This is a genomic window from Paraburkholderia sp. (assembly GCF_036488505.1).
In the GTDB taxonomy this organism is placed as follows: Bacteria; Pseudomonadota; Gammaproteobacteria; order Burkholderiales; family Burkholderiaceae; genus Paraburkholderia.
Genome location: NZ_DASXHN010000184.1, coordinates 1 through 17,254 on the forward strand (window position 1 = coordinate 1; position 17,254 = coordinate 17,254).

Sequence of the window (17,254 nt, forward strand, 5' to 3'; positions counted from 1 at the left end):
CATCGGCGCTTGTTCCGATGATGGACTGCTGCGCGCCGGCATGCCCGGCGTGCAGCTCACCTGGATGGATGCGAAGGTCGGCGACTGGGTGGTCACGCCGCGTATCGGCAAGCCGGTCGAGGTGCAGGCGCTATGGATCAACGCGCTGCGGATCGCATCGGCATGGAACCCGCAATGGCGGAAGCAGGCGGCGCGCGCGACGCTCGCGTTTCGCCGGCGTTTCGTTGATCCGGCGACGCAGACGCTGTTCGATAACGTCGACGTCGACCACGTGCCTGGCACCGTCGACCGCGCGATCCGCCCGAACCAGATATTCGCGGTCGGGGGCCTGCCGTTCGCGCTGCTCGAAGGCGACGCGGCGCGCGCGGTGCTGGACCAGGTCGAAGCGCAACTGCTGACGCCGCTCGGCTTGCGTTCGCTCGCACCATCCGATCCGGCTTATCGTGGGCACTACGGCGGCTCGCCGCTTGCGCGCGACGGCGCCTATCATCAAGGCACGGTGTGGCTATGGCTGATCGGCCCGTTCGTCGAAGCGTGGCTGCGCACTGACGGCGCGACCCCTGCAAACCGCGCGCAGGCGAGAGCACGTTTTCTCGATCCGCTGTACGCCCACCTCGATCGCGCGGGGCTCGACCACCTGTCCGAAATCGCCGCTGGCGACGCGCCGCATGTGCCCGCGGGCACGCCGTTCCAGGCGTGGTCGCTCGGCGAGCTGCTGCGCATCGAAGACCTGCTTGCCCAATTCGAGCGCGATAGCACGTAAACCGCGCTACGATGTGGGTCCCACCGCAAGCCTGCTGCAAGGACTCCGTCATGCCACCGCTGCGCGCCGCCAATGTGCTCGCCACCGTCGAAGGTTCCCGGCTGCATTCTGCCGATTGCGCCCACTGGCAGCGCTGGGGGCCGTATCTGAGCGAGCGCCAGTGGGGCACGGTGCGCGAGGACTACAGCCCGAACGGCACCGCGTGGGACTCCTTTCCGCACGACCATGCGCGTAGCCGCGCCTACCGCTGGGGCGAAGACGGCATCGCCGGTTTCGGCGACGACCGGCTTAGCTGGTGTGTGTCACTCGCGCTGTGGAATCGGAACGACCCGATCCTCAAGGAGCGCCTGTTCGGCCTGACGAATTCGCAGGGCAATCACGGCGAGGACGTGAAAGAGCTGTACTTCTATCTCGACGGCACGCCGACACATTCGTATATGCGCATGCTTTACAAGTACCCGCATGCGGCGTATCCGTACCAGGATTTGATCGACGAAAACGCGCGCCGGGGCGGCGATATGCCGGAGTACGAAATCCTCGATACCGGCGCGTTCGATGATTTGCGCTATTTCGACGTGCAGGTCGAATACGCGAAGCACACGCCGAACGACATCGTGATGCGCGTGACGATCGAAAATCGCGCGGACGAAAGCGCGTCGCTCGACGTGCTGCCGCAAATCTGGGCGCGCAATTCGTGGTCGTGGAAAGAGAACAACGACAAGCCGAAGCTCACGATCGGCACCGATCATGACGGCGCGGTTCACCTGGTTGGCCATCATCATGTGCATGAGCCGATCGTCGTGACCGCGTGGTCGCGCGATGCGTCGCTCACGTGGCTGTTCTGCGAAAACGACACGAACGTGAAGCGTCTGTTCAACATGGACGGCGCGGGTCCATTCAAGGACGGCTTCAACGACTATCTGCTGCACGGCGACGCGAACGCGATTCGCCATGACGCGGGGACCAAGGCCGCCGCGCACGCGGCCCTGGAATTTGCCCCGCATGGCCGCGCGGTCGTGTATCTGCGCTGGCGCTCGCAATCCGTGACCGACGACGCACCGTTCGACGCCGACGCACTATTCGCGCGCCGCATCGCGGAGGCCGATGAATTCTATGGCGCGCTGCAACACGAGATCGCCAATCCCGACGCGCGCCTCGTGCAGCGCCAGGCGCTCGCCGGCATGCTGTGGTCGAAGCAGTACTACCAGTATGACGTGCAGCGCTGGCTCGACGGCGATCCATTGCAGCCGCCGCCGCCCACGGGACGCAAACGTGGCCGCAACGCCGATTGGCGGCATCTGTGCAACGCGGACATCGTGTCGATGCCGGACAAGTGGGAGTACCCGTGGTACGCGTCGTGGGACCTTGCGTTTCATGCGGCGGCGTTCGCGCTGATCGATCCCGCGTTCGCGAAGAAGCAACTGCTGCTGCTGGTGAAGGACCGCTATCAGCATCCGAATGGCCAGTTGCCCGCCTACGAATGGGCGCTTAGCGACGCCAATCCGCCGGTGCATGCGTGGGCCGCGTGGCGGGTGTACGAGATCGACCGCGCGCTGACCGGCAAGGCGGATCGCGATTTCCTCGAACTCGTTTTTCACAAGCTGCTGCTGAACTTTTCGTGGTGGGTGAATCGCAAGGACGCCGACGGTCACAATATTTTCCAGGGTGGCTTTCTCGGGCTCGACAACGTGGGCATCTTCGATCGCTCGTCGCCGCTACCGACCGGCGGCCATATCGATCAGTCCGACGGCACCGCGTGGATGGCCGCGTATGCGCTCGACCTGATGCGCATCGCACTCGAACTCGCGTACGCGAACCATGTGTTCGTCGATATCGGCGTGAAGTTTTTTGAGCACTTCCTGTATATCGCGGAGGCCGTCAGCTGCGACGATGGTTGCGATACCGGCCTGTGGGACAGCCAGGACGAGTTCTTTTACGACAAGCTGCGGCTGCCCGATGGCAGCAATGTCCCGATGCGCGTGCGCTCGATCGTCGGACTGATCCCGCTGTTTGCGGTGCACGTGCTGGAAGAGCGGTTGCATGGCGGCTTGCCGGGACTGCGCGAACGGCTCGTGTGGTTCCTCGAGCATCGCCCCGATCTTGCCAGGCTCGTGTCGCGCTGGAACGAGCCCGGCAAGGGCAATGCGTTGTTGCTGTCGCTATTGCGCGGGCATCGGATGAAGGCGTTGCTGCGCCGCGCGCTCGACGAAAGCGAGTTTCTTTCGGACCACGGCGTGCGCGCGCTGTCGCGTTTTCATCGTGATCACCCGTTCGTATTCACGCATAACGGCAACAGCTTCTGCGTCAAATACCTGCCGGCCGAATCCGACACAGGAGTGTTCGGCGGCAATTCGAACTGGCGCGGGCCAGTGTGGATGCCGGTCAATTATCTGCTGATCGAATCGCTGTACGAATTTCACCGCTATTACGGCGACGACTTTCGCGTCGAATATCCGACCGGTTCAGGGCAGATGTTCTCGCTGAGCGAAATCGCCGACGAACTCGCGCGCCGTGCGACTACGCTGTTCCTGAAGAACCGGGATGGCGAGCGGCCGGTTATGGGTGCGTATCCGCTATTGCAGGCGGACCCGCGTTCGCAGGACCTGATTCTGTTTCACGAGTACTTTCACGGCGATAACGGGCGGGGTGTAGGGGCTTCGCATCAGACTGGCTGGACTGGGCTGATTGCGTTGCTGTTGCAGCCGCGCGCGATGGCGGCGTCGGGTAATGTGCCGCTTGCGGGCGAGCCTGCCGCGCGCGCGCCGATCCCAACCGGGACGGTAGTGACGCCTGCCGCGGCGGCCACGCCCGAGCGGGAATCCGAACCGTCAGTCGCGAGCGCGGCGACGAAGTAAGCGCACCATGGCCGCAGCTGCCGCGCTCACGCGCGGCTCGATAAGCGAATGCGCGGGATTACATGCGGCATACAAGTGGCCCGGCCGTGCAGCCCGGATGATCGTGATTGAACTGTGCGAGGCCATGCGCAGTCTTTCAGGTATCGCGTTTGCGTCTCGCCACGTCCCTTCCATTGGTTCGTCCAGGTCCAGGTGAATCTCATGTCGACTACATCCAATCCCTCCGCCTCTTCCTCTTCTTCTCAACCGGATACGGCTCCGGTGCGTAGCTGCAAGATCACCGCGAGTCCGCACGATGCGTTGCCGTCGCCCGCCGGCAAGAAGCCAGCGCCGCCGTGCACGCTCGTGATCTTCGGCGCGGGCGGCGACCTGACCCGGCGGTTGTTGATGCCCGCGCTCTATAACCTCGCGGTCGATGGCCTGCTCGACGACGGGATGAAGATCATCGGCGTCAATCACGGCGAGCGCGCAACCAGCGAATGGGTCGGCGATCTGCACGCGTCGTTGCAGCAGTTCGCCGCCGACAAGGCCAGCACGTTCCACGCCGGCAAACTCGACGACAACGCGTGGAACTGGGTCGCGCAACGTCTGGAATATATGGCGGGCGAATTCGAATCCGACGATACGTTCGCGCAACTCAAGCAGAAGCTCGCGCAGCAGCGCAGCGGCAACGTGATTTTTTACCTCGCGGTTAGCGCGCGCTTTTTCAAGCCGATCGTCGAGCGTCTCGGCAAGACCGGTTTGCTGAAAGAGGGCGACGATGCCAACGGCGGCTTTCGTCATCTCGTGATCGAGAAGCCGTTCGGCACCGACGTGACGTCGGCGCGCGATCTGAACGCGCACATCCTGTCGTATGCGAGCGAGCAGCAGGTGTACCGCATCGATCATTTTCTCGGCAAGGACACCGTGCAGAGCATTCTCGCGGTGCGCTTCGCGAATGCGCTGTTCGAGCCGATCTGGCGGCGCGAATATATCGACTGTGTGCAGATCACGGCGGCCGAAACGATCGGTATCGAAGGACGCGGCGCGTTTTATGAGCAGACCGGCGCGTTTCGCGACATGGTGCCGAACCATCTGTTCCAGCTGCTCGGCATGGTTGCAATGGAGCCGCCCAATTCGTTCGATGCCGAAGCGGTGCGCGACAAGAAAGCGGAGCTGTCCGAGGCAATCCAGCCGCTCACGCGTCACGATGTCGTGTTCGGCCAGTATGAAAAGGGGCCGGCCGGCGTGGGATATCGCGAGGAAGCCGACGTGGCGCCCGACAGCACGACGGAAACCTATGCGGCGGCGCGCGTGTTCGTCGAGAACTGGCGCTGGGCCGGCGTGCCGTTTTATCTGCGCACCGGCAAGCGGCTCGCCGCGCGCCGCACCGAGATTTCGGTGCAGTTGAAGCCGGTGCCGTTCCGGCTGTTTCGCGATACGCCGGTCGATGCGCTCACACCGAACGTGCTGACGTTGCGCATCGATCCCGCGCACGGCACGAGCTTCGACTTCAACGTCAAAACGCCGGGGCCGGTGATGCAGGTCGGTGCGGTGCAGTCGTCGTTCGACTACAACGACTTCTTTGCCGAGCGCGCGAACGTCGGCTATGAAACGCTGCTGTACGACTGCATGCTCGGCGACGAGACGCTGTTCCAGCGCGCGGACAGCATCGAGACGAGCTGGTGCGCGGTCGATGAGGTGCTGCATCCGAAGATTGGCGGCCCGATCGAGGTGCATGGTTATCCGGCCGGCAGCGAAGGGCCGGCCGAGGCCGATGCGCTGCTCGCGCGCGACGGCCACGCATGGCGGCCGTTGCGACCCGATGCGGCCGGAAAGAAGTAACCAGAGCGGTTGAACGTACGTATTGACACTCGCACCAACGCAACGGGGAATATCGTGATGACAGGCAAGAAGAACGCGACAGCGAAGAACGGCGTAGCAGCAACGAAGGTCACCGCAAAAACCATGAGCGCGCCGAAGAACAGCAACGAGAACATTCTCGCGATCGACGTCGGCGGCACCGGTTTGAAGGCTTCGATCATCGGCGCCGACGGACAGATGAAGACCGAGCGCGTGCGCGTCGCCACGCCGCATCCGTGCACGCCCGATCAACTCGTCGATACGCTGGTGCAACTGGTTGCGCCGCTCGTCGAACAGGTGCCGCCTACATTGATCTCGATCGGCTTTCCGGGTGTCGTGCGCGATAACCGGATTCTGACCGCGCCACATTTCGGCATCGAGGGCTGGCATGACATCCCGCTCGCGGATTCGTTTGCTCAGCGCCTGGGCGGCTTGCCGGTGCGGATGATCAACGACGCCGAAATGCAGGGCTTCGCCGCGATCGAAGGGCACGGCCTCGAATTCGTGCTGACGCTCGGCACCGGCGCGGGCACCGCGATGTTCCGCGATGGCGAGCTGATGCCGCATCTGGAGCTTGCGCATCATCCGGTAAGCAAGAAGGGTGTCGCATACGACGAATACATCGGCGAGGCCGCGCGCGAGCAGATCGGCAACAAACGCTGGAACCGGCGCGTGAAGAAGGTGATCGGCATTCTGGATTTGCTGGTCAATTACGACAAGCTGTGGATCGGCGGCGGTAACGCGGCGCGAATCAACTTCGAGTTGCCGCCGAATGTCGCGACCGTGTCGAACGATGCCGGTATCGAGGGCGGCGCGCGCTTGTGGCATCCGCTGTCGGTGCGCGAAACGCGGCAGTTGCCGGAGGCGACGCAGAAAACCGGGCGGTTCAGCCGCGATTGATCACGCAATGCGACCGCCAGCACGGTGACTCACAATGATGATTCGCAGCAATCTGGACCTTGCGCGGAGGCTGCTCTCCGTCGGCATCTGCGCGATGTTCGCGTATGCGAGCGCGCATGCGTATGCGGCGCAGCCGTTCGCCGTGACGTCGCCGGGAATGGCCGACGGCGGCACGCTCGACGGGAGCCATGCGGCGAGCGCCAACAGTTGTGGCGGGGGCAACGTATCGCCGGCATTGCAATGGCAGAACGCGCCGGCCGGCACGAACAGTTTCGCGGTGACGATTTTCGACCCCGACGGCGCGAAGGGACTGGGCATCGTGCATTGGATCGTGTACGGCATCGCGCCGGCCACGACCGGACTCGCGGAAGGGGAGGCAGTGCCCCCTGGCGGCGTGTCCGGCACCAACCGCACCGGCGGCCCCGGGTATTACGGGCCTTGTCCGCCAGTGGGCGAGGTGCCGCACCACTACGTCGCGCAGGTGTATGCGCTCGACCTGGCACCCGGCGCGCTGCCGGCCGGCTTGACGCGCGATGCGTTTCTCGCGGCGATCAAGGACCATGTGCTCGCTGCGACGAGCACCGTGCTGCGCTATGGGCGGTAAGGGCGCGCGGCCGGCGCTGCCAACGCGCGGCGCGCGTAGCGCATCCGCGTGACGCGTCTATCGCGCCGCGTCGCCCCAGCGGTATTGCACGCTCGCCTGGTCGAGCTGCGTTTTGAGCGCGCCATCGAGTACGAAGTCGGCGGTCGCGAGCGAGTCGGTCAGTTGCTCCGCCCGGCTCGCGCCGACAATCGCCGACGTGATCAGTGGATTCGCGAGCACCCACGCGAGCGAAATCTTCGTCAGCGATTCGCCGGTCGGCGCGACGATCGATTTCAACTGCTCGATCGTCTCGAACTCGCGCTCATGCCAATAGCGCTCCTGATACCTCGCGCCGGCCTCGCCGACCGTTTCGGTGAAACGTCCTTCGGCGGGCTTCGCATCGTGCCGGTGCTTACCCGTGAGCAGCCCGCCGGCGAGCGGGTTGTACGGCATCACCGCCAGTTGCTCCTCGGCGGCCAGCGGCAGCAACTCGCGTTCGATCTCGCGAAACAGCAGGTTGTAGCGCGGCTGCACCGATACGAAGCGCGCGACGCGCAGCACGTCCGCGCGTCCCAGTGCGCGCGCAAGCCGATACGCGAGAAAGTTCGACACGCCGATATAACGTGCTTTGCCGGAACGCACGATGACGTCGAGGGCTTCGAGCGTTTCGTCGAGCGGCGTTTTCAAGTCGTCCGAATGGAGCTGGTACAGATCGACGTAGTCGGTGCCGAGGCGGCGCAGCGACACGTCGATCGCATCGAGCAGATGCTTGCGCGACGCGCCTTGGTCCCATGGGGCCGGCCCGACCTTGCCGACCGCCTTGGTCGCGACGATAAATCGCTCGCGCTTGCCCTTCAGCCACCTACCGATGATTTCCTCGGTGCGCCCCGCCAGGCGCTCGCCACCCCCGAGCGGATAGACGTTGGCGGTGTCGATGAAATTGACGCCGGCGTCCGCGGCCGTGTCGAGAATACGGTGCGCTGCGGATTCTTCGGTTTGCAAGCCGAAAGTCATGGTGCCCAGACACAGGCGCGAAACGCTCAGGCCGGTGCGGCCGAACTGGCTGTATTGCATAGGTCGACTCCAGAAGGAATGGGACTGTCGGGAACGAGCCCGCGCGGCATCGCGCCGTGACGGGTGTTGTAAAAAGGATAAACGCATTGATCGTGCTGCGCACGTGTGGAATGATATCGATTCTCATTTAAAACAAGCCAGCCATCCCGTCATTTCCCGCGCAAACAAGAAAGGGAAGCGGTAGCCAGCCATTTGCGGCCTTGCCATCAATTCGTGCCAGCCCACGCGAATTCGGCGAACGCATACCTGACGGGATTTCCATGCTCAATCACACGCCGCTCGCGACAGCGTTAGCGCTAGCTTTGACCGTTCCTTTCGCGACCCCGGTCGTCGCGCAGACGGCGCCGCCAGGTGCGTTGCAGCCGGCCGCGTCGAGCGTGCCGGCGAACGGGGCAAACAGCGCAGCGACCGCGCAGACCACCGCGCCGTCCGGGGACGTGCAGACGCTGCCGGCCATCGGCGTGCAGGGGCAGGCGGTTCAACCCGACTTCCAGACGGAGCGTTCGAGCGTCGGCGCGAAGACGCCGACCGCGCTGCGCGACATTCCGCAGACCGTCACCGTGATCAACCGCGACCTGCTCGCCTCGCAAGGGGCGACGTCGTTCACGGACGCGCTGCGCAACGCGCCGGGTGTGACGATCGGCGCGGCCGAAGGCGGCCAGATCGGCAACAACATCAACCTGCGTGGCTTTACCGCCCAGAACGACATCTATCTGGACGGCTTTCGCGACCGTAACCAGTACTACCGCGACACATTCGATCTCGAAGCGCTGGAAGTGCTGTACGGCCCGTCGTCGATGCTGTTCGGCCGCGGCTCGACCGGCGGTGTGATCAACCAGGTCACGAAGAAAGCGAACCTGACGGATTCTGCCGAAGTCTCCGGGATGATCGGCACCGACGACCGCTACCGCTCGACCGTCGACGTGAACCACAAGCTGACCGACACCTCGGCGATCCGCCTGAACGCGTTCGGACAGAGCCTCGGTTCGACGCGCGACGTGATGAAGAACAAGGACTTCGGCGTCGCGCCGGAACTGCGCTTCGGCATCGGCACGCCGACCGAGATCACGCTGTCCGCGCTGATCCAGCGTAACAACGACATGCCCGACTACGGGATTCAGGCGTTGAACGGCCGCCCGTCGCCGGTGCCGAAGAACACCTTCTACGGTTTGACCAGCGACCGTACGATCCAGGACGTGCAGATCTTCACCGCCGCGATCAAGCACAGGTTCTCGGACAGCCTCACGCTGACGAACCAGACGCAGATCTCCCACTCGACCACCGACGCGCGCGAAACCGCACCGCAGGCGGTACTGACCGGCCCGCTCGCGACCAGCACCGCGCTCACCAACGGCAACTTCACGACGCTGTCGCCGTCGCAGCTGTTCATCAAGCTGCAGAGTCATGACCGTGTGATCGAGAACCACGCGATCTACAACGACACGATGCTCGAGTACAAATTCGACACCGGGCCGATCAAACACGATCTGATCGCCGGGGTGGAAATCGGCCGCGATACCTACTCGAATCAGGCGTACACGCGAAACAACCTGCCGATCGTGCCGATGCTCAATCCGCCGATCATGGGCACGCCGTCGAACGTGACGACGACGGTCGGCAACTACGCCGATTCGAGCGCGAACGAATTGTCCGCGTACCTGAACGACACGATCACGCTGACGCCGCAATGGAAGTTGATCGGCGGCGTGCGCTGGGATCGCTTCTCGGCGGAGATCACCAACTCGGTCAGCGCGCCGCGTTTCGCGAGCCAAACGAACTACTTCACCAGCGTGCGCACCGGCGTCATCTATCAGCCGACCGACTGGCAGTCGTACTACGTGTCGTACGGCACGTCGTTCAACCCGTCGCTCGAAACGCTGACGGTTACGAATCTCACGCAGAACCTCGCGCCTGAGTCGACGAAGTCGTACGAAGTGGGCGGCAAGTGGGATCTGTTCGGCGGCAACATCTCGGTGAACTCGGCGTTCTTCCGCGAGGAAATGGACAACGCCCGCACCCAGGTTTCGCCGACCGAATACGAGCTTTCCGGCGACATCCGCGTGGACGGCTTCCAGGCGGGTGTGACCGGCCATATCACCGACAAGTGGCAGGTGTTCGGCGGCTACACGTACATGGACGCGATCATTCTGAAGGCGTCCGACGGCACGCAGGGCCACACGCCGGCGAACACGCCGCGCAATACGCTGACGCTGTGGACGACCTACGCGCTCACCCCGCATTGGGAAATCGGCGGCGGCCCGATCTACATGTCGCCGCGCTATGCGTCGAATACCAACTACGTGAAGGTGCCGGGCTACACGCGCTGGGACGCGACCGCCGCGTATCACGCGAAGAAGTACGACGTGCGCCTCAATCTGCTGAACCTGACCAACAAGTACTACTACGACGCGCTCATTCCGTCGGACGGCGGCCGTTCGGTGCCGGGCGTCGGACGTACCTTGCTCGCGACGTTCGACTACCGCTTCTGATGCACGGCAAGCGCATGCAGTAGGCTTGCGGGTTTGCATCCGGCAAGCCCACGAAAGGAAACATTATGTTGCTGCACATTCCGAAGGTACTGGACGCCGCGCAGTTGCGCTTCATGCGCGAGCGGCTGGATCAGGCGGGCGACGCGTGGGTCGACGGCCGCGCGACCGCCGGCTATCAGGGCGCGCCGGTCAAGCGCAACCAGCAGATCGCCGAGCGCACGCCGATCGCACACGAACTGGGCGACGTGATCGTCGCGGCGATCGAGCGCAACCCGCTGTTCATCAGCGCGGTGTTGCCGAACCAGGTGTATCCGCCGCTGTTCAACCGTTACGAGGGCGGCATGCAGTTCGGCAGCCACGTCGACGGCGCGGTGCGGGTGCTGCCGAACGGCGTGAAGCTGCGCACCGACGTATCGGTGACGCTGTTTCTCAGCGAGCCCGACGAATACGACGGCGGCGAACTCGTGATCGAGGACACCTATGGCGTGCAGCAGGTCAAGCTGCCGGCGGGCGACATGATCGTCTATCCGGCGACGAGCTTGCATCAGGTGACGCCCGTCACGCGCGGCGCGCGCGTGGCGAGCTTCTTCTGGGTGCAAAGCCTCGTGCGCAACGACACCCATCGCGCGCTGCTGTTCGATATGGACACCGCGATTCAACGGCTCAATGCCACCCATGCTGATGAGACCGCGCGCCGCAGTCTTGTCGGCTGTTATCACAATCTGTTGCGTACCTGGAGTGAAACGTGAGCGTATCGGAGAGCATCGAAACTCAATCGTCCGCAGCCGGCGAGAACGGCCAGTACCGGCTGCCGCGGCTCCATCGCGACGAACTCAAGTCGCGCCAGCAGCGCTCGCGTCGCGCGACGTTCATCAAGTGGCTGCGCAACGTGCATAGCTGGGTCGGGCTGTGGGGCGCAGCCCTCGGTCTGTTGTTCGGCACCACCGGGTTCTTCCTGAACCATCGCGGCGGCCCGCTCAAGGTGTCGACCGGCGAGCCGCAGGTGTCGGTCGTGCAGGTGCCGTTGCCGCAACCGGCGCCCGAAACGCCGCGCGAACTCGCGAAGTGGCTCAAGGGCGAACTGAAAATCGCCGGCAATCCGGGGCGTGTGCAAAAGGAGCCCGAGCATCGCGTCGCATGGGGCGATCGCAGCGTGGTGCAGCCCGAGCACTGGCAACTGAATATCGCGTCGCCGCGCGAGAATACCTCGGCCGAATACTGGGTCGGCAATAGCTATGTGACGGTCAAGCGCAGTGAGAACACCTTCCTTGCGATGCTGACGAATATGCACAAGGGTGTCGGTCTGAGCGTCGGCTGGGTGCTGCTGATCGACACGCTGGCGGGCAGCCTGATTCTGTTGTCGCTGACTGGCGTGCTGCTGTGGACCGAGTTGAACAAGCGTAAGACCGTGGGCGCGGTGCTCGTGCTGGGGTCGATCGTCGCGCTCGTGTGCATGGGGTCGCTGTAAGCGCGGGTTGCGGCCGCGCGTTGCAATCACCAATCACTTGTCGTATCGCGCGGATCATCGCGCTGCGGCTAAAGCCTGCGCGCTTGCACGCAGGCTTTAGCCGGTACGCGCTAGAATCGCCGCAGACCCACTTCGCTGGCTCTGCCGCCATCCGCCGATGCCCTCTCCCGCCAGTCCTGCCAGTCCGGCGAGTACCGCCAATCCTGCCAATCCTGTCGATGCCGCGCTGATCACGCGGCGTTCGGTGCGCGCCTTTCTGCCGACACCGGTGCCGCGCGCCGATATCGAGGCGATTCTCGAAGTCGCAAGCCGTGCGCCGTCGGGCACCAACATTCAGCCGTGGAAAGTGTACGTGCTGACCGGCGACTCGCTCGCGCGGCTGTCGCGCGAACTGGTCGCCGCTTATGACGATCCGCAACGCGACACGCTGTATCAGGACGAGTATGCGTACTATCCGCGCCGGTGGCTGTCGCCGTTTGTCGACCGGCGCCGCAAGATCGGCTGGGATCTGTATAGCCTGCTCGGCATCGGCAGAAGCGACAAGGCGCGCATGCACGCGCAGCATTCCCGCAATTTCCGGTTCTTCGACGCTCCCGTCGGGTTGCTGTTCACGATCGACCGCAGCCTCGAGCGCGGCAGCTGGCTCGACTACGGGATGTTCTTGCAGGCAATCATGACGGCCGCGCGCGGACGCGGACTCGATACCTGTCCGCAGGCCGCGTTCATCCAGTTTCATCGATTGATTGCCGACTATCTCGGCTTGCCGGATAACGAGCAGTTCGTGTGCGGGATGGCACTCGGTTTCGCCGACGAGAGCGCGCCGGTCAACGCGTTGCGTACCGAGCGCGAACCGGTCGAGCAATTCGCGCGGTTTTTCGATTGAGCATGCGATTTCAGGTTTTCTGTCTTTTTCTTCGCGTTCTCGATCTACGCCGCGCTGGTCACATTAGTCGTGTATTGAATCGCATTTGTCCGTCCCCACCCGGAGCCTTATGAAAATGACAACATCTCGTCGCCGATTCTTGCTGCTAAGCGCGGGCGTCGGCTCGTCGCTCGCGTTGTCCCGCGCCGCGTTTGCCGGCGCTGCGCCGAATACGGTCAACGAGACCGATCCGCAGGCGCAGGCTGTCGGTTACGTCGCCGATGCGTCGAAGGTCGACAAGGCTAAATTCCCGAACTTCGCGGCGGGGCAGGCGTGCGCGAGCTGCTCGCTGTTCCAGGGCAAGGCATCGGATACGTACGGTGGCTGTACGTTGTTTGGCGACAAGCAGGTCGCCTCGCGTGGATGGTGTAGTGCGTATTCGAACATCTGAGCCGGGCGGTTCGCGGCGCGGGCGACAGGTGGCGGCATGGCCCGCGCCGATGCACTGACCGTGCGCGCGTAGCCACGCGACGGATCGTGCGGCATCAACTTAGCCCAACGCACCTAGAACAAGCTCATACGAACGCCCGATCCACACCGCCGCATCGCGATGATCGCGCAGCGCGTCGCCGGTGTTCGGGTGCACGAACACATCCAGCGCGCCGTGATTGAGCGTGAGCCAGCCGACCACGCCGGCGAACTGCGCGTGCGTGAACGCCAACTGATACGACCACATTGGATGCGGGCCGACTGGCCGTTCGTGAAAACGGCCGATCTGCAATGCGTCGCCCCAGTGCGCGGCGATCTGCTCGCGAAACGCCCACGCGGCATCGCGGGTCGCCGCATCGAAATAGATGTGTGCGTGCCAGCTCCCGATGGCTGACGGATCACGGAAAGTCATCGCGGTGTTCATCGTGTATCAGCCTTTATCCGACATTCGTTCTGCTTCGCGCTGCGCCGGCGTATGCGGCGCGACGCGCATGTGAAACTGTATCTGGTCCTCGCCGACAATCTCGAAGCCGAGCCGATCGGGGCGCAGGCTTAACGCGGGTAGTTGCGCTGGCGGTTGAGCGGGCATATCGGTGAGCTTATTTCGCGCCACCTCGCACAATGGTGTGCGCGGCGCGGCGCGGCGTGAAAAAGAATGGCGACGATTGTCTCGCGCTCAACGCTTTTTTGTCACGCGCTTATGTTCTGGCTTGTTGGGTTATCGATGCAAATGCGGCGGCGCGAGTCGCGGCGGCGTTCAGCCTGGCCGAATAATCCGGTGCCTTTGTCGGCGGATTTCAGGGTCGATGCGTTAGTCGAAGGAGCGGCCGGTGCGTAGCGAGCAAGCACGGTTCATGCGGGTGTCGTACGCCGTCCACGGCGTTGCGCAGGCAGTGCCGCTCGCGCACCGCAGCGGTGCAACCCGCGGATGCCAAACAACGCGTGTAAAAACAGTGGCGCAAGAACGTTGTAGTAACGGTGGCCGTTGCAAATCATATGGTTTTCCAGGCGGCGTTCGAGCAGTACGGCGAACGTAGCAATCTAGGTGACGAGGTGGGTTATGACGACGATCGAGGCGGCAGCTAGCGTCTCGGCAGACGGACGCACGGTGATCTTCCAGCTTTCGTCGCGTGGACGCGAGCTCGAATGCGCGATCACGCGCGAGGCGCTGGAACAACACTTCTGGCTACGACGCGACGCGGACGACGCGCGCGTTCTGCAGACATTCGAGGATGGGCGCAAGCGCATTACCGCGATCGCGGAGCGGAAAATGCTCGCCCGTCCGGGCGAAAAAGTGCTACTGACGATCGACGATTTTTCCACGCGCGGTTGAGCTTCGCGGCGCGCCCCGAAGCGTCGCCTGAATCCGTCGTTTTATGGCCGACGCAGCGGCCGTCCGCGCGCATCCGGACGCGCACCGCGCTGTTACATTAATTCGCCAAATTAACCCGCCAATGCCCCTCGCTTCGCGCAATTGCGTCCGTACTTGCGCGGCTACACTGTTTTCCATGGAGCGACAAATCACCGAACTCCATCGGCGCGAACTTCCCCCGCGCTGTTTTTGAACCGTACCGTTGATGGCAGCAAGTAACTCGCAGTTGCAGTGAAGGACCGGTAGTCGCAGCAACGTAAAAAGCGTACTCCCGCAAGGACAAGCGCGAATCAGTTGGGGGTGCGGCGCGGCGCAGTCAGCAACGAGGGACCATGCCGCATGCAGTGGTGTCAGGTAGTAACGCAGTAACGGGCAGGCATCGCAACAGCAGTAGCCGTTGAATCAATAGTCGAAGTCAGCCTGGTAGAAGTAAAAATTGCAGTAGCAGTTCAGGTAGCAACAGCTCTGTAGGTTGATGTAAGGTCGGCAGGCATCCACGCGCAGGTCGACTTGCTCCATCCTGTCAGCCCTGTTCCTCGCGGAGCAGGGCTTTTTTTCGTTGGAATGGAACCTGCGCCTTGTTTCCGCCGGGTTCGAACCGATATGCGGGCGACTGCATCGTGCGATACGGTTCGATAACCGGTACCGCGTTTGGTGAACTGTGGGGCGTGAAATGCGTCGGACGGTTTTGAGCGCGGCGTTTGCCGGCGCGGCGCGTACCGCCGTCGCGTTGAAGCCGACGCAGCAGTGACAAGGAGGTTGAATCGATGTCCCGCAAATCGCGAGTTCGCAAGCCCCGCCAGGCGGCGCTGTCCCCGTTATTGAGCGCATTGACCCAGAGCCGCGCCGCGCACGCGCCCGTCACGCAGACGATGCTGCTGCAAGCCTACGCCGCACTCGATGCGTTCCGCCGTGGTGATGGCGCGCGCACTCTGCACACCACGCTCAGCCGCCATTTGCTGATCGCGCAGGAACTCGCGCGTATCGGTCTCGGCGAAAGCGCGCTCGCCGATATCGAGGGCGCGCACGCGGCGATGGTGCGGCTCGACTTACGCGAACGCGAGAACGGCCGCTGGTTGCTCGAAGACCACGAGTACGGCCGCCTGTGCACGGCGCTGGCGATTTTCGACGGGCAATTGTCGGCGGCGTCGCTCGGTGAACTGGCCAGCGCGGAAGCGCGCATGATCGAAGGTCTGGTGAGATCCGCGCGGGTGCGCGCGTTCGCGGAAACAGCGGTCTAAGCCCCGAGCGCAGCGACGCCGCGGAACAGTAACACCAGGCGAAAAAACGCCCCGCGTCGAACAGACTCCCGCAGCCGGATATTGAGCCAGGCTCGGGGCAGTTCGACGCGGGGCGTTTTTGTCTCCGGCGGCAGTAGATCAAATTCCCTCCGACGCCGCCCGCAATGCGCCGGTCGGCGGCGCGACGAGCCCAACGAAGCGCCGAACGAAGCGCCCAACGAAGCGCCCAACAAAGCGCCGCCTCCCGTTTGCGGCTGTCATGCGTGCTTGCTAGACTGGCTGCGCCTCTTTCCCGCTGATGCTTGTTCATTGGCCACCGCGATTGAGTCCAAGCACCAGAAGCGAAGCGCAAACGAATCGCTAACGAATCGGAAATCGGAGACACCATGTCCTACATGCTGCTCATCGTCGAACCCCCCAATCAACGCGCCGAGCGCGGCGAAGCGGCGGGCCGCGAAGTCTACGACCAGATGCTGCAATTCGCCGCCGGCCTGAAGGAGCGCGGCAAACTGCTGGCGGCCGAATCGCTGACCGCGCAAAAGGAAGCGGTGCGCGTGGAGGTCCGCAATGGTCAGCCGAAACTCGTCGACGGTCCGTTCGCCGAGGCGAAGGAAATGATCGGCGGCTTCTTTCTGCTGAACTGCGACACCCGCCAAGAAGCGGTGTCGATCGCACAGGCCTGCCCGGCGGCGTCGTGGTGCACGGTCGAGGTGCGCAAGCTCGGACCGTGTTTCATGTAGTCGCGGCGACAGGACCGTGCGGCTTTCGCTAAGTACTTTCCCTGGGCACGCACGCGCGTGTCGATCCGGCCGCGCATCGGTCGTCGTGTGAATGAAGAGCGTGCCCGCATCGCGGGTTGCGCGATCGATTCACCTGCATCCACTGACAACGATCCACTCAAAAAAAGGGAGCAACGACCATGCGATTCATGATCATCGTCAAGGCCACGGCCGCGAGCGAAGCCGGCGAGATGCCCGAAGCGTCGCTGATCGCCGCAATGGGCGCATACCACGAAGAACTTGCCAAAGCCGGCGTGCTGCTCGATGCAACCGGCCTGCAGCCGACTTCGAAAGGCTGGCGCGTGCGCTACAGCGGCGGCAAGCGGACCATTGTCGACGGCCCGTTTGCGGAAACCAAGGAACTGATCGCCGGCTATACGCTGATCCAGGTGCGCTCGCGCGAGGAAGCGATGGAATGGGCACGGCGCTTCCCCGCGCCGTTCGGCGAGAACGCCGATGGTGAAATAGAGGTGCGGCAGTTGTTCGAACTGGACGACTTCGAGCCGGGCCCGCAAATCGATTGCTTGCGCACGATCG

Annotated in this window: 16 protein-coding genes; 14 read left to right on the forward strand and 2 right to left on the reverse strand. The window is 63.6% G+C overall.

What is annotated here, in order from left to right; all coding sequences use genetic code 11:
- From VGH68_RS10705 to VGH68_RS10725, 5 genes are all read left to right on the forward strand, one after another.
- The coding region (locus tag VGH68_RS10705) for an amylo-alpha-1,6-glucosidase (protein ID WP_331603582.1) at positions 1–763 on the forward strand (763 nt) is incomplete at its 5' end.
- A 50-nt stretch (positions 764–813) separates the two neighbouring features.
- On the forward strand, positions 814–3,618 hold the full coding sequence (locus tag VGH68_RS10710; RefSeq protein WP_331603583.1) for an MGH1-like glycoside hydrolase domain-containing protein: 2,805 nt from the start codon (positions 814–816) through the stop codon (positions 3,616–3,618).
- Positions 3,619–3,819: 201 nt separating this feature from the next.
- Positions 3,820–5,442, forward strand: coding sequence for a glucose-6-phosphate dehydrogenase (zwf, locus tag VGH68_RS10715; protein WP_331603584.1), 1,623 nt, complete (start codon positions 3,820–3,822; stop codon positions 5,440–5,442).
- 123 nt (positions 5,443–5,565) lie between these two features.
- Entirely contained in the window at positions 5,566–6,360 is a 795-nt protein-coding gene (locus VGH68_RS10720; protein ID WP_331603598.1) for an ROK family protein, read from the forward strand.
- Between the two features lie 37 nt (positions 6,361–6,397).
- Positions 6,398–6,964: a YbhB/YbcL family Raf kinase inhibitor-like protein gene (locus tag VGH68_RS10725; protein ID WP_331603599.1), complete on the forward strand. Its 567-nt coding sequence runs from the start codon at positions 6,398–6,400 to the stop codon at positions 6,962–6,964.
- A gap of 57 nt (positions 6,965–7,021) precedes the next feature.
- Here the strand turns inward: VGH68_RS10725 and VGH68_RS10730 are convergent, their stop codons facing one another.
- Positions 7,022–8,017, reverse strand: a complete 996-nt coding sequence (locus tag VGH68_RS10730) for an aldo/keto reductase (RefSeq protein WP_331603585.1) — start codon at positions 8,015–8,017, stop codon at positions 7,022–7,024.
- 260 nt (positions 8,018–8,277) lie between these two features.
- On the opposite strand from VGH68_RS10730, the gene VGH68_RS10735 reads away from it, so the two are divergent.
- From VGH68_RS10735 to VGH68_RS10755, 5 genes are all read left to right on the forward strand, one after another.
- Positions 8,278–10,506: a TonB-dependent siderophore receptor gene (locus tag VGH68_RS10735; RefSeq protein ID WP_331603586.1), complete on the forward strand. Its 2,229-nt coding sequence runs from the start codon at positions 8,278–8,280 to the stop codon at positions 10,504–10,506.
- A gap of 65 nt (positions 10,507–10,571) precedes the next feature.
- Positions 10,572–11,255 (forward strand): Fe2+-dependent dioxygenase, encoded by a 684-nt coding sequence (locus tag VGH68_RS10740; RefSeq protein ID WP_331603587.1) that lies wholly within the window; start codon positions 10,572–10,574, stop codon positions 11,253–11,255.
- Positions 11,252–11,974, forward strand: coding sequence for a PepSY-associated TM helix domain-containing protein (locus VGH68_RS10745; protein ID WP_331603588.1), 723 nt, complete (start codon positions 11,252–11,254; stop codon positions 11,972–11,974). The genes VGH68_RS10740 and VGH68_RS10745 overlap by 4 nt, the downstream gene beginning before the upstream one ends.
- A 157-nt stretch (positions 11,975–12,131) precedes the next feature.
- The gene (locus tag VGH68_RS10750; RefSeq protein ID WP_331603589.1) at positions 12,132–12,857 is read left to right on the forward strand and encodes a nitroreductase; all 726 of its coding nucleotides are present in this window, start codon (positions 12,132–12,134) and stop codon (positions 12,855–12,857) included.
- Between the two features lie 115 nt (positions 12,858–12,972).
- Complete coding sequence (locus VGH68_RS10755) at positions 12,973–13,287, forward strand: high-potential iron-sulfur protein (RefSeq protein ID WP_331603590.1); 315 nt, start codon at positions 12,973–12,975, stop codon at positions 13,285–13,287.
- Positions 13,288–13,386: 99 nt separating this feature from the next.
- Here the strand turns inward: VGH68_RS10755 and VGH68_RS10760 are convergent, their stop codons facing one another.
- The gene (locus VGH68_RS10760; protein WP_331603600.1) at positions 13,387–13,737 is read right to left on the reverse strand and encodes a DOPA 4,5-dioxygenase family protein; all 351 of its coding nucleotides are present in this window, start codon (positions 13,735–13,737) and stop codon (positions 13,387–13,389) included.
- A gap of 648 nt (positions 13,738–14,385) precedes the next feature.
- On the opposite strand from VGH68_RS10760, the gene VGH68_RS10765 reads away from it, so the two are divergent.
- The 4 genes from VGH68_RS10765 to VGH68_RS10780 all read left to right on the forward strand — a co-directional run.
- Complete coding sequence (locus tag VGH68_RS10765) at positions 14,386–14,658, forward strand: DUF1488 domain-containing protein (RefSeq protein WP_331603592.1); 273 nt, start codon at positions 14,386–14,388, stop codon at positions 14,656–14,658.
- A gap of 806 nt (positions 14,659–15,464) precedes the next feature.
- Positions 15,465–15,938, forward strand: a complete 474-nt coding sequence (locus tag VGH68_RS10770; protein WP_331603593.1) for a hypothetical protein — start codon at positions 15,465–15,467, stop codon at positions 15,936–15,938.
- Between the two features lie 386 nt (positions 15,939–16,324).
- A complete protein-coding gene (locus tag VGH68_RS10775; RefSeq protein WP_331603594.1) occupies positions 16,325–16,678 on the forward strand; it encodes a YciI family protein in 354 nt (117 codons plus the stop codon).
- A gap of 179 nt (positions 16,679–16,857) precedes the next feature.
- The coding region (locus VGH68_RS10780; RefSeq protein WP_331603596.1) for a YciI family protein at positions 16,858–17,254 on the forward strand (397 nt) is incomplete at its 3' end.

Excerpts from the sequence above, each read along its gene's own strand:
- VGH68_RS10710 (WP_331603583.1), top strand. The coding sequence starts at position 814 with ATGCCACCGCTGCGCGCCGCCAATGTGCTCGCCACCGTCGAAGGTTCC.
- zwf (WP_331603584.1), top strand. The coding sequence starts at position 3,820 with ATGTCGACTACATCCAATCCCTCCGCCTCTTCCTCTTCTTCTCAACCG.
- VGH68_RS10720 (WP_331603598.1), top strand. The coding sequence starts at position 5,566 with ATGAGCGCGCCGAAGAACAGCAACGAGAACATTCTCGCGATCGACGTC.
- VGH68_RS10725 (WP_331603599.1), top strand. The coding sequence starts at position 6,398 with ATGATTCGCAGCAATCTGGACCTTGCGCGGAGGCTGCTCTCCGTCGGC.
- VGH68_RS10730 (WP_331603585.1), bottom strand. The coding sequence starts at position 8,017 with ATGCAATACAGCCAGTTCGGCCGCACCGGCCTGAGCGTTTCGCGCCTG.
- VGH68_RS10735 (WP_331603586.1), top strand. The coding sequence starts at position 8,278 with ATGCTCAATCACACGCCGCTCGCGACAGCGTTAGCGCTAGCTTTGACC.
- VGH68_RS10740 (WP_331603587.1), top strand. The coding sequence starts at position 10,572 with ATGTTGCTGCACATTCCGAAGGTACTGGACGCCGCGCAGTTGCGCTTC.
- VGH68_RS10750 (WP_331603589.1), top strand. The coding sequence starts at position 12,132 with ATGCCCTCTCCCGCCAGTCCTGCCAGTCCGGCGAGTACCGCCAATCCT.
- VGH68_RS10755 (WP_331603590.1), top strand. The coding sequence starts at position 12,973 with ATGACAACATCTCGTCGCCGATTCTTGCTGCTAAGCGCGGGCGTCGGC.
- VGH68_RS10760 (WP_331603600.1), bottom strand. The coding sequence starts at position 13,737 with ATGACTTTCCGTGATCCGTCAGCCATCGGGAGCTGGCACGCACACATC.
- VGH68_RS10765 (WP_331603592.1), top strand. The coding sequence starts at position 14,386 with ATGACGACGATCGAGGCGGCAGCTAGCGTCTCGGCAGACGGACGCACG.
- VGH68_RS10770 (WP_331603593.1), top strand. The coding sequence starts at position 15,465 with ATGTCCCGCAAATCGCGAGTTCGCAAGCCCCGCCAGGCGGCGCTGTCC.
- VGH68_RS10775 (WP_331603594.1), top strand. The coding sequence starts at position 16,325 with ATGTCCTACATGCTGCTCATCGTCGAACCCCCCAATCAACGCGCCGAG.